The sequence below is a fragment of the Shouchella miscanthi genome (genome assembly GCF_007725405.1).
GTDB lineage: Bacteria > Bacillota > Bacilli > Bacillales > Bacillaceae_D > Shouchella > Shouchella hunanensis.
Map to the genome: position 1 here is coordinate 3,049,096 of NZ_CP042163.1, position 13,520 is coordinate 3,062,615.

At 40.1% G+C, this 13,520-nt stretch carries 16 protein-coding genes; 5 read left to right on the top strand and 11 right to left on the bottom strand.

The features are described from left to right. Positions 1 to 51 precede the first annotated feature (51 nt). Both ddlA and FPV17_RS15475 read right to left on the bottom strand, forming a co-directional pair. On the bottom strand, positions 52 to 1,155 hold the full coding sequence (ddlA, locus tag FPV17_RS15470) for a D-alanine--D-alanine ligase (RefSeq protein WP_060703746.1): 1,104 nt from the start codon (positions 1,153 to 1,155) through the stop codon (positions 52 to 54). A gap of 112 nt (positions 1,156 to 1,267) precedes the next feature. Next, on the bottom strand, positions 1,268 to 2,431 hold the full coding sequence (locus FPV17_RS15475) for an iron-containing alcohol dehydrogenase (protein WP_144559408.1): 1,164 nt from the start codon (positions 2,429 to 2,431) through the stop codon (positions 1,268 to 1,270). Positions 2,432 to 2,602: 171 nt separating this feature from the next. Here FPV17_RS15475 and FPV17_RS15480 point away from each other — a divergent pair, with 171 nt between their 5' ends. Then, a complete protein-coding gene (locus FPV17_RS15480; RefSeq protein WP_035397578.1) occupies positions 2,603 to 2,836 on the top strand; it encodes a DUF378 domain-containing protein in 234 nt (77 codons plus the stop codon). 29 nt (positions 2,837 to 2,865) lie between these two features. Here FPV17_RS15480 and yugI read toward each other — a convergent pair whose 3' ends face one another. The 5 genes from yugI to FPV17_RS15505 all read right to left on the bottom strand — a co-directional run bounded on the left by yugI (position 2,866) and on the right by FPV17_RS15505 (position 7,005). After that, positions 2,866 to 3,279, bottom strand: a complete 414-nt coding sequence (yugI, locus tag FPV17_RS15485; protein ID WP_035397581.1) for a S1 domain-containing post-transcriptional regulator GSP13 — start codon at positions 3,277 to 3,279, stop codon at positions 2,866 to 2,868. A 79-nt stretch (positions 3,280 to 3,358) separates the two neighbouring features. Next, entirely contained in the window at positions 3,359 to 4,492 is a 1,134-nt protein-coding gene (locus tag FPV17_RS15490) for a DEAD/DEAH box helicase (protein WP_060703745.1), read from the bottom strand. A gap of 14 nt (positions 4,493 to 4,506) precedes the next feature. Next, positions 4,507 to 5,286: a hydroxyethylthiazole kinase gene (gene thiM, locus FPV17_RS15495; RefSeq protein ID WP_035397611.1), complete on the bottom strand. Its 780-nt coding sequence runs from the start codon at positions 5,284 to 5,286 to the stop codon at positions 4,507 to 4,509. Positions 5,287 to 5,314: 28 nt separating this feature from the next. After that, complete coding sequence (locus FPV17_RS15500; RefSeq protein ID WP_144559409.1) at positions 5,315 to 6,508, bottom strand: aminotransferase; 1,194 nt, start codon at positions 6,506 to 6,508, stop codon at positions 5,315 to 5,317. Further along, positions 6,508 to 7,005: an Lrp/AsnC family transcriptional regulator gene (locus tag FPV17_RS15505; RefSeq protein ID WP_144559410.1), complete on the bottom strand. Its 498-nt coding sequence runs from the start codon at positions 7,003 to 7,005 to the stop codon at positions 6,508 to 6,510. The genes FPV17_RS15500 and FPV17_RS15505 overlap by 1 nt, the downstream gene beginning before the upstream one ends. 129 nt (positions 7,006 to 7,134) lie before the next feature. On the opposite strand from FPV17_RS15505, the gene FPV17_RS15510 reads away from it, so the two are divergent. Continuing rightward, positions 7,135 to 7,683 (top strand): cysteine hydrolase family protein, encoded by a 549-nt coding sequence (locus FPV17_RS15510; protein ID WP_144559411.1) that lies wholly within the window; start codon positions 7,135 to 7,137, stop codon positions 7,681 to 7,683. 64 nt (positions 7,684 to 7,747) lie between these two features. On the opposite strand, the gene FPV17_RS15515 is transcribed toward FPV17_RS15510, so the two are convergent. Beyond that, positions 7,748 to 8,218 (bottom strand): S-ribosylhomocysteine lyase, encoded by a 471-nt coding sequence (locus FPV17_RS15515; protein WP_035397590.1) that lies wholly within the window; start codon positions 8,216 to 8,218, stop codon positions 7,748 to 7,750. A gap of 122 nt (positions 8,219 to 8,340) precedes the next feature. Here FPV17_RS15515 and FPV17_RS15520 point away from each other — a divergent pair, with 122 nt between their 5' ends. Together FPV17_RS15520 and hbs are read left to right on the top strand one after the other, a co-directional pair. Continuing rightward, positions 8,341 to 9,165, top strand: a complete 825-nt coding sequence (locus tag FPV17_RS15520; protein WP_035397592.1) for a YihY/virulence factor BrkB family protein — start codon at positions 8,341 to 8,343, stop codon at positions 9,163 to 9,165. Between the two features lie 70 nt (positions 9,166 to 9,235). Then, entirely contained in the window at positions 9,236 to 9,508 is a 273-nt protein-coding gene (gene hbs / locus FPV17_RS15525) for a non-specific DNA-binding protein Hbs (RefSeq protein ID WP_035397595.1), read from the top strand. A 34-nt stretch (positions 9,509 to 9,542) separates the two neighbouring features. Here the strand turns inward: hbs and FPV17_RS15530 are convergent, their stop codons facing one another. The 3 genes from FPV17_RS15530 to FPV17_RS15540 form a co-directional block, all read right to left on the bottom strand. Beyond that, positions 9,543 to 10,868 carry a Na+/H+ antiporter family protein gene (locus FPV17_RS15530; protein WP_035397597.1) on the bottom strand — a complete coding sequence of 442 codons (1,326 nt, stop codon included), beginning with the start codon at positions 10,866 to 10,868 and terminating at the stop codon, positions 9,543 to 9,545. A gap of 120 nt (positions 10,869 to 10,988) precedes the next feature. Further along, positions 10,989 to 11,270, bottom strand: coding sequence for a hypothetical protein (locus FPV17_RS15535; RefSeq protein ID WP_035397599.1), 282 nt, complete (start codon positions 11,268 to 11,270; stop codon positions 10,989 to 10,991). A 135-nt stretch (positions 11,271 to 11,405) separates the two neighbouring features. Continuing rightward, on the bottom strand, positions 11,406 to 12,890 hold the full coding sequence (locus FPV17_RS15540; protein ID WP_144559412.1) for a leucyl aminopeptidase: 1,485 nt from the start codon (positions 12,888 to 12,890) through the stop codon (positions 11,406 to 11,408). Between the two features lie 139 nt (positions 12,891 to 13,029). Here FPV17_RS15540 and FPV17_RS15545 point away from each other — a divergent pair, with 139 nt between their 5' ends. Further along, positions 13,030 to 13,503: a divergent PAP2 family protein gene (locus FPV17_RS15545; protein WP_035397603.1), complete on the top strand. Its 474-nt coding sequence runs from the start codon at positions 13,030 to 13,032 to the stop codon at positions 13,501 to 13,503. Positions 13,504 to 13,520: the final 17 nt, after the last annotated feature.

The following is a 13,520-nucleotide window of genomic DNA, read 5'->3' on the forward strand; positions in this document are numbered from 1 at the left end:
TCTATTCGGTACTTCATAAATGTACCGAAAGGAGGCCAAAAACACAAGTCATCAGCGCTCAAATACAGAACTCTTGAGTAGTTTGTCTTGCTCGTGTCGTTCAATGGCTAAGTCAATTAACGTAGAAATTAAGTCTTGGTATGATAAACCACTTTCTTCCCAAAGCTTTGGATACATACTGATTTTTGTAAATCCTGGTAATGTATTAATTTCGTTAATAATCACTTCGTTTTGGTTTGTTAAAAAGACATCCACTCTTGCTAATCCTTCACAATTTAGTGCTTGGTACGCACGTATGGCGATGTCTTGAATAGTTTTACTTACTTCACCGGTTAAATCAGCTGGGATTGCTAATTTGGCACCGTCTTCGCTAATGTACTTTGCATCGTATGAATAAAAACCATCTTGAGGTAAAATTTCACCACAAACACTTGCTTTTGGGTGATCGTTTCCTAAAACAGCACATTCAATTTCTCGACCAACAACAGCCGCCTCAATTAAAATTTTGTGATCATAGGAATAAGCAAATTCAATTGCCTCGTTAAATTCTTTTTCATTCGATGCTTTACTTACACCTACTGAAGAACCTTGATTGGCCGGTTTAATAAAAACAGGCATCCCAAGATTTTCTTCAATTGTTTTAAAGTTAATTTGCTCTTTTGTACCACGAGTAAAACTAACCCCTGTTGCAACGTTTAAGCCAGCTATTTGAAGCAGCTTTTTTGCAACGTCTTTATCCATACTTACAGCCGAGCCTAAAACATTTGAGCCAACAAACGGTAAATTTGCCAAACGCATCATGCCTTGTAAGGACCCGTCTTCTCCAAGTGTTCCATGAACGATTGGAAAAATTACATCTAGTTGTCCAAGGGCCGTATTTTGATCGACTGGCTGAAGTTGATTGGACTCTTTCCCAGGCATAAAGGATACACCTTGATTTGATTTATTAAGCTCGATTAGAGCGGGATTGTGTTCATTTAATAAAAAGTTCGTGGCTTCATTTAAGTGCCATTGTCCTTGTTTATCAATACCAATGAGTGTTACATCAAAACGATCTTTATCAATGGCGTCTACGATGTTTTTCGCCGACTGTAGCGATACTTCATGCTCAGCTGATTTTCCACCGAATATAATTCCTACACGTGTTTTTGCCAAACCCTTCACTCTCCTTCCCGTTTATTATACACGGAAAAGGCTTGTTACAGAATGAGAAAAACGTAATGAAAAAAGACAGTCCCATTTGGACTGTCTTTTCTGCAGACATTCACTAAAGTGCTTGCTTTAAAATTTCTAGTGCTTCTGGGCGACCTATTTTATGGTAGTTACCGAAAATACCGTTCGCACTTGCAATATCTGCAATTTCATCAAGCTGATCTTCTGTAATAGTGTAATCACTTAGAGCGGTAGGTGCACCTAAAGCCGTCCAGAATGAAGCAAGTTTATCAATGCCTTCTAAAGCGGCATCTCGATCTTCTTTTCCAGAACGGTCGACTCCAAATACCCGTTGTGCTAGTTGCGCGCCTCTTTCAGGGTTTACATCAACACTATGTCTCATCCAGTGAGGGAATAAAATAGCAAGACCGCCAGCATGTGGAATATCTGATACCGCTGAAACAGCATGCTCTAAGTTATGTGATCCCCAGTCACCGCGAGCCCCCATTTGCGTAATCCCATTTAGTGCCATTGTACCACTGTAAAGAATCGTTTCTCTTAAATCAACATCGTCTAGGTTGTCCAGTAAATCTGGCGCTGCCTCCATAACAGTTGTAAGAATCGATTCACAGATACGATCTTGTAACGGTGTGTTTTCTGCAGGGTGAAAATACGCTTCTAAAACGTGAGTCATCATATCGACGATACCGTATACCGTTTGATCTTTTGGAACAGACACTGTGTTTTCCGGATCTAAAATAGAGAAGTTCGGGAACGTAAAAATACAACCCCAGCCAATCTTTTGGTGGGTTTCCCAATTTGTTATAACAGAACCAGAGTTCATTTCTGAACCGGTAGCTGCTAATGTTAAAATCGTTCCGAAAGGCAGGGCATCTTCAGCAAGTTCCTTTTTAGTAATGATGTCCCATATGTCACCATCATATCGAGCACCTACTGCAATTGCCTTTGTTGCATCGATAACACTCCCACCGCCTACAGCTAGAATAAAGCCAATGGCGTGTTCTTTGCACAAATCAATTCCTTTTTGCACCGTTGTTAAACGAGGGTTTGGTTCAACACCTGCAAGCTCTGTCACATTGCAACCTGCATATTCCAACTGCTGTCTTACTTTGTCATACAAGCCATTATTTTTTATGCTGCCACCACCATAAACAAGTAGCACATTTCGATCATAGACAACAAGCTCATCTGCTAAGCTTTCTGTCTTTCCTTGTCCAAAAATTAATTTTGTTGGGTTATAAAATGTAAAAGCGTCCATTAAGGAGCCTCCTTTTTAATTTATCCACATCTATCGTAGCGCGTTTTTATTATTTCCGCAAAGACAATGCTTCATTATTGGCAGACATCACCTAACATAAACACGCCCATTCTATCCCATTCTAAGAGGAGCACATCATTACTGTGCACAATCATTAGGAGGTGAAATCGAATGAGCGGAATTCAAAAAACAGCTTTAGTATTAGCCATTATTGGTGCCATCAACTGGGGACTAATTGGATTCTTCCGTTTTGACCTTGTTGCTTTTATTTTCAATGGTCAAGCATCAGTCATTTCTCGACTTATTTATGCTTTAGTCGGATTAGCAGGCCTTTACGCTATTTCCATTTTATTGAAGCCTAAAGAAGAATTAGGCAGAGACCACGAAGTCGAGCCACAACGATAAAAACAGCTAGTTTTCACTAGCTGTTTTTTTTATTTCTTCGCGCGCTTATTCAGATCTGCTTGAATTTCGTTAGACTGCTTTAACCATTCTTTTAACTTGTCTTCTAATGTATTAAAGCCTTGTTGTTTCTGTTGAGGCGCTTGAGGTTTACGCGCGCCACCGCCCGTATTAGCACGTGGCTTCGCTTGTGGACGAGCAGGCGCCTCTTGCGTTGCACGGATTGATAAAGAAATCTTTCCAGATTCTTGATCTACTGACATCACTTTTACTTTGACTTCGTCTCCTACTGTTAATACATCTGCAATATCTTTCACATAACCGTGAGCAACTTCAGATATATGAACAAGTCCTTGTTTTTTTTCATCGATCGCAACAAAGGCACCGAACGGCTTGATTCCCGTTACTTTCCCTTCGATAATGCTACCTTCTTCGTAATTAGACATTAAACACAACTCCTAAACAATGATTTAACCTTTTAATTTTACCATAGGTTTCGCTATAGCGCAAAGTCTGATCAATTGTTTATTGTGTGACCAAGGCCCCATTTTGTAAAATTGCGTTCGTAATCGTAATTGCTAACCGTTTTTCATATTTATCTTTTAAATACTGTTCTTGCTCATTAAACAAAGAAATCACTTTCCCTGCCTCGTTTACTCTTCCTGTTCGTCCAGCCCGATGAAGATAGCTTTCCACAGAACGAGTTGCATTTAACTGGATAATATGGGTTACTTTTTCAACATCAATTCCTCTTGCCGCCACATCTGTTGCTACTAGAATAGTGGCTGAACCATTTTTAAACTGAGAGATCGCTTGTTCTCGCTCTATTTTTGTCTGTTCAGACGATAACCCTACAGCTTCTATCTTACGGTATCGTAACTTATCGACTGTTTCCACTAATCGCTCTAACTGATTCACAAACACAATGCCTTTTGTAATTTGCTCAGCATGAATGATTTTTCGAACCGTATCAACTCGATCACGCTCTTCAATAGTGAGCGCCACATGTTCGATTTGTTCTGGCAGTGTAGACGTATTCTCTTCAACTTTTTCCACTTGAGGAGAAAATACCTTCAGTCTATCCTCTAGACCTTTTGGAATCGTTGCCGATGCAAACAATCCCTGCACATTATAGCCAAGACGTTTCCCTAGCTCTTCGACGTCTTTCCACGATTCTTGCTCTTCTACTAGTCGATCAACTTCATCAAGCACATACAGACGCACATTAGTTAGTTTCAGTTTCTTTAAACGGACGAGCTCCATTACTCTTCCTGGTGTTCCAACCGCAATATGCGGCTTGCTTTTCTTTAGTTTTTCAACTTGACGGTTGATATTCGCTCCACCAATAAATGCCATTGACGTTATGTCTGTATTAGCTGTGACTTCTTTAATAACCGTTTCAATTTGGACAGCAAGTTCTTGAGATGGAGCGATAATGATTCCTTGTATGGTTTGTTCCTTTGCAGCGATCGCAGAAAGCAATGGCAATACATAAGCAAGCGTTTTTCCCGACCCAGTTTGTGATCGAAACATTAAGCTTTCGCCTTGAATTGCTCGAGGAATGACAACATCCTGTATAGGTGTCGGTTCCTCAATTCCTTTCTTTACTAAATTGGCTCCTATTTGTTCTGGTAAATCCATGGTTAATTGTTTAATCATACTTAACTCCTCTATTATAGCCATTCCATTCGGTAAAACGGTTCTGCTTCTTCTTCTGATAACGTGCTCAATGCATCTAAAAATTCCAACTGAAAAGAAGCAACGCCTCGATCACTTGCTTTTGCAAAGGCACGTTCTGCTGCGACTCCATAATGAGCAAGTCCTTCTGCTGCAGCTTTAATCTTGTCGTCCCTATTAATAGCTAAGTAAGCCGCTAGGACACCACCTAATAAACATCCTGTGCCGACTACACGTGTTAGCCACTCATGTCCATTTTTTATCGTGACCGTACGGGACCCATCCGTCACAACATCTTGCTCACCCGTTACAACGATAAGGGTATTTAATTCCTCTGCTGCACGTTTTGCTAGGACAACCGGGTCTGTTTTAATTTGGGCATCTACCCCTTTTACAGTCCCTACTTCTCCTAAAATTGCTGCTATTTCCCCTGCATTTCCCCTAATTAAGGTGATATCAACGTGCTGTAAAATCCGAGCCACCAATTCATTGCGAAACGATGTCGCTCCTGCACCAACAGGATCAAGAATAACAGGTGTTCCTTTTTTATTCGCTGCTTGACCAGCATGTATCATTGATTCAATAACAGTTTCAGACGGAGTTCCAATATTTAACAGAAGCGCATCTGCCGCTTCTGCCATTTCATGTGTCTCTTCTTTTGCGTAAGCCATCACAGGTGAAGCACCAATAGCAAGAAGTCCATTAGCAGTGAAATTTGTTACAACTAAGTTAGTCATACAATGAATTAATGGATTCTGTTGTCGAAGTGTACTCATACATAACGATCCTTTCTCATAAAAAGCTTTACGTTTCCTTTTGCCAGTCATGCTTTTTCAAAAACCGCCCGACCCGATGAAGAGCCTCTTCTAAATTCTTTAGAGATGTAGCGTATGAACAGCGAATATGCCCTTCGCCCCCTTCACCAAATACGGAACCAGGCACCACAGCAACTCGTTCTTCTATAAGTAGTTTTTCCGCAAACGCCTCAGAAGATAAGCCTGTATGTTTAATTGATGGAAATGCATAAAATGCACCGCTTGGCTTATGACATGGCAAACCAATCTCATTTGCTGTTTTCACAAAATAGTTTCGTCGCTGTTGATAGGACAACTTCATTTTTTCTACATCTTCCATACCGTTTACTAATGCCTCTAACGCCCCGTATTGTGCCATCGTCGGCGCGCACATTAAGCTATATTGGTGAATTTTGAGCATGGCTTGCAGGAGATCAGGAGGCGCAAGAACAAAGCCAAGTCTCCATCCTGTCATTGCAAATGCTTTTGAAAACCCATTGATCACAATCGTTTGCTCTTTCATACCTGGTAATTCTGAAAAGCATGTATGCTCGTCGTCGTATGATAGTTCAGAGTAAATTTCATCTGAAAATACAATTAAGTTATGCTTCTGAATGATTGCGGCTATTTGTTCTAACTTTCTTCTATTTAAGGAAGCGCCAGTCGGGTTATTCGGGTAACAAATCATAATGGCCTTCGTTTTTTCAGTGATCACTTTTTCAATATCAGCAGGATTAACTTCAAAATGATTTTCTGCACTTGTTCCAACCGAGATAGGAACTCCACCAGCAAGGGTTACGAGCGGCGCATAAGAGACAAACGTCGGTTCCACAATAATGACTTCATCACCAGGATCTAAAATGGCTCGCATCCCAATATCAATGGCTTCACTTGCACCAACCGTTACAAGAATTTCTTCTTCCGGGTTATAGTGAACGCGATACCGCTGTTCCATATAAAGCGAGATCGCCTGTCGAAGTTCTGGTAAGCCAGCGTTTGCTGTATAAGCGGTAAACCCTCTTTCTAAAGAAGAGATGCTTGCTTCACGTACATTCCAAGGCGTTACAAAGTCAGGTTCTCCAACGCCTAGGGAAATTATATTGTCCATCTTAGATGCCAAATCAAAAAAACGTCGAATGCCTGACGGCTGAATACTTGATACTTTTTGTGATAAGCGCTCTTTTTTAATAACAGTATGTTTCATTACGGTGTCACCACAATTCTACGGTCTTCTTCAGGTTCTTTAAAGATGACGCCATCATGTTTGTAGGTTTTCAACTGAAAGTGCGTCGTTGTTGATAAAACCGAATCAATTGTAGACAAGCGCTCCGAAACAAAACGAGCCGTTTCTTGCATTGTCCTTCCTTCCACAACGACTGATAGGTCATATGCTCCTGACATTAAATAAAGGGCCTTCACTTCTGGAAAGCGATAAATTCGCTCAGCAACTTCGTCAAATCCGACGCCTCGCTTAGGTGCGACTTTCACATCAATCATCGCTGTGACTGCTTCTTGGACAGGAAGCTTTGCCCAATTTACAACTGCCGAGTAACTTAAAATTACGTTATTGTTTTCTAATTCTTCAATATACGAATCGACTTCTTTCTCAGTCAAATCAACCATCTTTGCGATTTTCTCTGAATCAATTCGACCATTTGCTTCTATAATTTGCAAAATCTCAATTGATTTTTTATCAAACATAGCCATCTCTCCTCGCCAAATCCTTCTCCTAAAGAGTAATTATACATTGTTTGTTTATCCTAATCATAACATAGGAATTTCCCAATCTCTTGTTTAAAATTAAGGGATCCTTTAGGAGTGTACACAACAATGGATAAACAGACTGCCTTACTTATTATAGATATGATCAATCCGTTATCTTTTGAGCATGGAGAAGATATCTATCCACAGACAAAAGAGACCGCTGAAAAGATCGCCTTACTAAAAGATGCAATGAAAGCACGAGGTTGTCCAATACTTTACGTAAATGACAACTACGGTAAATGGCAATCCGACTTTAACCAACTTGTTTACGACATTAAAACAAGTCATGAGTTGGGCGCCACTATAGCTGCTCGCCTCGAACCAACCGAAAACGATTATTCTGTCATTAAGCCGAAGTACTCTGGTTTTTTCAACACACCACTTCACTTGTTATTAGAACATCTTGAGGTACACACCCTTGTCTTAACAGGTATTGTTGGAAATATGTGTGTACAATTTACAGCGAACGATGCGTACACGCTTGAATACTCGCTCGTTATCCCCCAAGATGGCATTGCTAGCTTTACACAAAAAGACACGGATGTCGCCTTGCATCACTTTAAACACATATTAAAAGCGGACGTCCGACCCATTGAAACCTGGATAAAGAAATAGAAAAAAAGCGCAACCCAAACGGTAGCGCTTTTCAAATATGTGCTAAATACTAGGTGAACGATAGTTAAAAAACTTGCTTTAACTTTTCTTTATCTTCTGCAAGCCATTTCCGCATTCTTTCTTTTGTTCCTTCTAAATCATGTAGAATGGCCTGACCGCACTCTTTTTCTGTTGCAGCAGGAACTTGTTCTGTTTGAAGAGAATAAGTCATAGTCTTTTCGAGAACATCAATAATTTCAGCTACAGTTGGTGTCCCACTCATAATGAGATAGTAACCAGTTTGGCAGCCCATTGGGGAAATATCAATCACATCAAAATGATGATACTCCTCAGAGAAACGACGAATGTTAATAGCTAATAAATGTTCCAAAGTATGAATGACGTCAGGTTTAAGCGCGTCTTTGTTTGGCTGACAAAAACGAATATCAAACTTATTTACTTCTCCATCCGTTCCGATTTTGTGTGTTCCGCAATGTCGAACGTATGGCGCTTTTACTATTGTATGATCGAGCTCAAAGCTTTCTACTGATGGCATTTGCTACACTCTCCTTTCGTATTCGTTTATAGTATAAAGGATAGAAGTCTGTCCTGTCGAAGCTTTGATGGATTTTAACGAATTAAATTTAGTAAGAGGGTTTACCTCTTTAGGAGGAACGAATGAATTTCAAGCTTTTTTTCAAACAATTAATAGAACAAATTAAAAAAGACCCGATTCCCGATTTAGCCGCAACCCTGTCCTTTTATTTCTTGCTCGCTATATTTCCTTTGATGATCTTTGTGCTAGCAGGCGTATCCTTTTTTGATATTGACAATGACCAAGTTTCAGAGATGATTACCGATTTCTTTCCTGGTGAAATTGGCATTACCTTCAGTGAGATTGTGTTAAATACCATTGGTGAGCCACAAGTTGGTTTGTTTTCCATCGGCATCATTGGCACGCTTTGGTCTGCATCGAATGCCATTAATTCTTTTATTCGCTCTGTTAACCGCGCGTACAATATCGAGGAAACGCGTCATTTCTTGCGACTACGAGGAACTGCTATTGTTCTTACAGTCGCAATGGTCATCGTTATTATTATTACCCTTGCACTACCTGTATTTGGCAGTCTTATTCTTGATTTCTTAGAGAACTTTTTATCTGTTCCATCTGAATTAATCGCTATCCTTAATAATCTTCGTTGGGTTGTCGCTGTTATTGTCATGATATTTTCACTTATGGTGCTTTACCGTATTGCGCCGAACAAGAAGTTGCAATTAAAAGATGGTTTCCCAGGAGCTGTTGTTGCTACTATAGCGTGGTTGCTTATCTCGTTTTTCTTTTCTCTTTATGTAAATGATTTTACCAACTTTGAAAGTACATACGGACCACTAGCTGGTGTGATCATTTTAATGTTTTGGTTCTTCTTAACAGGCGTTATTTTAATTATTGGTGCAGAGATTAATGCCACTCTCCATCAAATGAAGAAAAAAAACGACCGATAATGTATAAACTTTTGACAGCTGGGCATGATGGTACCAGTAATTAACTTATACGTTTTAAGGAGTGTTCGTTATGAATAAAACAGAATTAATTAATTCACTTGCGGAGCGTGCAGAACTTTCTAAAAAAGATGCAACAACTGCCGTTAACAGTATGTTCGATTTAATTGCTGAGTCATTAGGAAAAGGCGAAACCGTTCAACTGATTGGATTTGGAAACTTTGAGGTTCGTGAACGTGCCGCTCGAAAAGGACGTAATCCACAGACAGGTGAAGAAATTGATATCTCTGCAACGAAAACACCTGCTTTTAAAGCAGGTAAACAGCTTAAAGACGCTGTAAAATAAAACAAAACGCAGTCGCTGACTGCGTTTTGTTTTTCTATAAAATTAAAGCTGCAATCCAGCCTACGAAGAATAGAGGAACCGTTAAATGAAGAAAAGTAGGCACACAAGTATCCCATATATGGTCATGTTGCCCGTCTGCATTTAACCCTGCTGTCGGTCCTAACGTGGAGTCGGAAGCAGGCGCACCTGCATCGCCAATTGCTCCAGCTGATCCGATAATTGAAATAATGGCCAGTGTCGACAATCCAACCTCTAAACCGAGAGGCACAAAAAGCGTCGTAATAATGGGGATGGTCGAAAAGGAAGAACCAATTCCTAACGTAATGATTAAGCCTACCACCATCATAAGAAGAACAGCAATGACTTGGTTCCCGTCGATCATATCCGATACATTTGTAACTAAACTTTCCACGTGCCCGGTTTCACGAATAACAGCTGCGAAGCCGGCAGCAGCTAGCATGACAAACCCAATAAAACCCATCATTTTAATTCCTTCAGACATCACTTCATCGGTTTTTTTCACTTTAACAGCACCTGAAACAAATAATACGAGTAAGCCTGCTAAAGCAGCTGGAATCATTGAATCGCGGTAAAAGCTCTGAACGACGACCGTTACAACAACAGCAAAAACGGCTAATGATAATGACGTTACACTATAAGTTTTTGTTTCATCATTGTTTTCTTCCGATAACGGCACATTTTTATAAATACGGCGCTGACGATACGTAATAAATACAGCAACCAGTAAACCAATGAATGTACTAATTGTTGGTAGAAGCATTGCCTCTGGAATTAAATCAATATTAATTGAAAGTCCGCTTGCTTCCATATTATCTGCTATCGTCTTATGAAAAATCTGCCCAAATCCATAAGGCAATAACATATATGGCGCTGTTAAACCAAAGGTTAAGATGCAAGCAATTAACCGTCGATCCACTTCTAACCGATTGAGAATAAGTAAAATAGGTGGAATTAATATAGGAATAAATGCGATGTGTACTGGCACAGCGTTTTGGGACATACACGCCACTGCAAGCAGCATTAAAAACAATAACATTCTCGTTAGCGTATCACGGTCACGATCCCCTTTACGCTTCATCCAAATTTGCAAACGATCAACTAAAAAGTCTGGTAAACCTGTTCTAGATAATCCAATTGCGAATGCCCCAAGTAGCACATAGCTAAAGGCAATCTCAGCATTTCCGCCAAGTCCACTTCCATAAATTTCAACCGTATCTGAAAATCCTAATCCGCCTATAAGCCCTCCAATTAAAGCCGAAAGCGTAATGGCTAGGACAACATGCACCCGAGCCAAACTGAGTATAATCATTAAAACTACTGCAATAATAACTGCATTCATAACCATCATCCTTTAGTCTGATAAATCACTAAAACATTTGTCTAACTTATCACCCTTTCCTTACTTTTGTCAAGACGAAAAAAACCGAAAGGCTTTTAGCCTCTCGGTTTTCTATACAGTTTATATTGCTAGGATTTTTGTAAAAGATAGTGATTTATCGCGACACCCTTTTAGCTGATAAGAGACTTTATCGCCTTCTTGAATCGATAATTCAACGGTCTCCGTAAAAGAAGCGTCATTTGTTGCGAAAAGTTTATGGGTTCCTGCCGGTACTTCAATCGTCATTTTTTGCCTACGTTTTAACGATCCTACAAAGTGATCATTAATAAACACTCGATATTTTCGATTTGCGGCATAAAGCTCACGTGCACACTTTATCTCCACATAAGCAGTATCAATCATTTTGTTCCCCTTCCTCTTACAGAAACGTTCTGCTTGAATAGGTTCCACTCATTAATACCCTTCATTATAACGATATGCTTCTTACGGTACAAGTATTAATATCTATTTATCTGTTTACGATTTGTTAATCGCTTTTTAGGAATGAGCCACGAACCATGCAAGCGTTCGCGCCATGATACCTGTTGCTCCAGCTGGTCCAAGAGACGAACCTTTGTCTTTAGAAGCTGTTCCAGCAACATCTAAATGTACCCAAGGTGTAGAACCGACAAACTCTCCGATAAATAAGCCTGCTGTAATGCTTCCACCTGCTCGGCCAGGAGCATTATTCAAGTCTGCTACATCACTTGTCTTAAGCATATCCTTGTAAGGTTGGCTATTTGGGAACGCCCATACAGGTTCACCCGTTTCTTCACCAGCGCGTCTTACACGTTCCATTAGCTCATTATCATTTGTTACCGCTCCTGTTGTATCATGTCCGAGAGCCACCACGCATGCTCCTGTCAATGTTGCAACATCAATGAGACGTGTCGCACCAAGTTGGACAGCATATGCCACACCATCGGCGAGAATGAGTCGACCTTCTGCATCTGTATTTCGTACTTCTATTGTTTTCCCATTCATTGCTCTTAATACATCGCCAGGCTTCATTGCCGAACCATTTATTAGGTTCTCACTAGAAGGGATGACACAAAGAACATTTTGCTTCGGCTTTGTTTGACCAATGATATCCATTGCACCAAGAACTGCTCCAGCTCCGCCCATATCTGTTTTCATGGTATGCATATTGGCAGCAGGTTTAAGAGAATACCCACCCGCATCAAAGGTTAATCCTTTTCCAACGAGTGCCGTCACTTCTTTACTTTCTTTATTCCCGTTATAGCGCATAACGATCATTTTTGCTTTTTGATCACTTCCTTGCGAAACAGCGAGAAGCGCGCCCATGCCAAGAGATTCCATCTCATCTTCTTCGAGCACATCATAGTCGAATCCATGTTTTTCAGCAAGTACTTTCGCTTCATAGGCAAGGTCTGTTGGCGTTAATAAGTTACCAGGAATATTAACTAATCGGCGAGCAGTGTTAGCGCCCTCCCCATATGTATATCCAAGCTCTGCCTGTTTTGTGAAACCTTCTTCGTCTACGTAAAAACTAACGGCCGAAAGGTTTTTCTTCACTTCATTACTTTTTTCTTTATAAGTCACTTTATCGTAAGAACTTAAAGCAAGAGCTTCTCCAAACGTAAAGGCAACCTCGTCAGATGATATACTTCCTTGTAAAAAGCTATCGACGATAAATCCAACTTGTTCTACTTTTTCTTTCTTTAGTTTCAGTCCAACGTTTCCAAGAGCATTACGCAATTCGTCTTTGTGTAGCTCTCCTTGAACCCCTAAATAAACCGCATAAATTTTTTTTACCCCTAACGTCCCAAGAGTAAAAAAGTCTATACATTCTCCTTTTTTTACAGGAAACGATTTCTGCTTTGACAATTCGGTTAACTGATGATTCATTTCACGATCAATTGCTTGAACCCCTGGTGTAAACTCACCTTTACTCCAAACGGCTAATACGAGCACATCCTCGTCTAATTGCCCTACATTCCATTGTGCTTTTTCCTTAAACATCCTTACAACTCCTCTCTTTAAAAACTAGTATAGCATGTAAAAAAAATGTCTCAAACAAATCGAACTGCAGGGCAATCACCGTTTTGGTATGATATAATATCCTCATTATCATTAACGAGAAGAGCGAAAGGAAGACATTATGGAAATCTTTCAGAACTACCCGCTTTGGACAGCATTAATTGCGATCGTGTTAGCTCAAGCGATTAAAATTCCTCTCGCTTTTATTGCTACCCGTAAGCTAGACTTATCGCTTCTAACGAGTACAGGCGGTATGCCGAGTTCCCATTCCGCTGCAGTAACAGGTGTTTCAACAGCTATCGCAATTGAACATGGTTTAGACTCTTCTCTCTTTGCCATTTCAGCTATTTTTGCTGTTATTGTTATGTTTGATGCCACCGGAGTAAGAAGACACGCTGGCTATCATGCAACCGTGTTGAATCAACTCGTATTAGATTTTAATCGACTTGTAGAAGAAGTAAAAACATGGCCGAAAAAAGAAAACGAACAAAAACTGAAAGAACTACTTGGGCACCAGCCAATTGAAGTTTTCTTTGGCGCAGTACTTGGAGTGATTCTCGCCTTTGTTCTTTATCCACTTCTAGGCTCAATATAAAAAAACAAGCTCACCTC

Bases quoted from the DNA above. Each gene is read 5' to 3' on its own strand.
- FPV17_RS15540 (WP_144559412.1), bottom strand. From the start codon at position 12,890: ATGTTTAAGGAAAAAGCACAATGGAATGTAGGGCAATTAGACGAGGAT.
- FPV17_RS15500 (WP_144559409.1), bottom strand. From the start codon at position 6,508: ATGAAACATACTGTTATTAAAAAAGAGCGCTTATCACAAAAAGTATCA.
- FPV17_RS15490 (WP_060703745.1), bottom strand. From the start codon at position 4,492: ATGATTAAACAATTAACCATGGATTTACCAGAACAAATAGGAGCCAAT.
- FPV17_RS15535 (WP_035397599.1), bottom strand. From the start codon at position 11,270: ATGATTGATACTGCTTATGTGGAGATAAAGTGTGCACGTGAGCTTTAT.
- thiM (WP_035397611.1), bottom strand. From the start codon at position 5,286: ATGAGTACACTTCGACAACAGAATCCATTAATTCATTGTATGACTAAC.
- FPV17_RS15475 (WP_144559408.1), bottom strand. From the start codon at position 2,431: ATGGACGCTTTTACATTTTATAACCCAACAAAATTAATTTTTGGACAA.
- FPV17_RS15505 (WP_144559410.1), bottom strand. From the start codon at position 7,005: ATGTTTGATAAAAAATCAATTGAGATTTTGCAAATTATAGAAGCAAAT.
- FPV17_RS15480 (WP_035397578.1), top strand. From the start codon at position 2,603: ATGAGCGGAATTCAAAAAACAGCTTTAGTATTAGCCATTATTGGTGCC.
- FPV17_RS15530 (WP_035397597.1), bottom strand. From the start codon at position 10,868: ATGAATGCAGTTATTATTGCAGTAGTTTTAATGATTATACTCAGTTTG.
- FPV17_RS15545 (WP_035397603.1), top strand. From the start codon at position 13,030: ATGGAAATCTTTCAGAACTACCCGCTTTGGACAGCATTAATTGCGATC.
- FPV17_RS15520 (WP_035397592.1), top strand. From the start codon at position 8,341: ATGAATTTCAAGCTTTTTTTCAAACAATTAATAGAACAAATTAAAAAA.
- FPV17_RS15510 (WP_144559411.1), top strand. From the start codon at position 7,135: ATGGATAAACAGACTGCCTTACTTATTATAGATATGATCAATCCGTTA.
- FPV17_RS15515 (WP_035397590.1), bottom strand. From the start codon at position 8,218: ATGCCATCAGTAGAAAGCTTTGAGCTCGATCATACAATAGTAAAAGCG.
- hbs (WP_035397595.1), top strand. From the start codon at position 9,236: ATGAATAAAACAGAATTAATTAATTCACTTGCGGAGCGTGCAGAACTT.
- yugI (WP_035397581.1), bottom strand. From the start codon at position 3,279: ATGTCTAATTACGAAGAAGGTAGCATTATCGAAGGGAAAGTAACGGGA.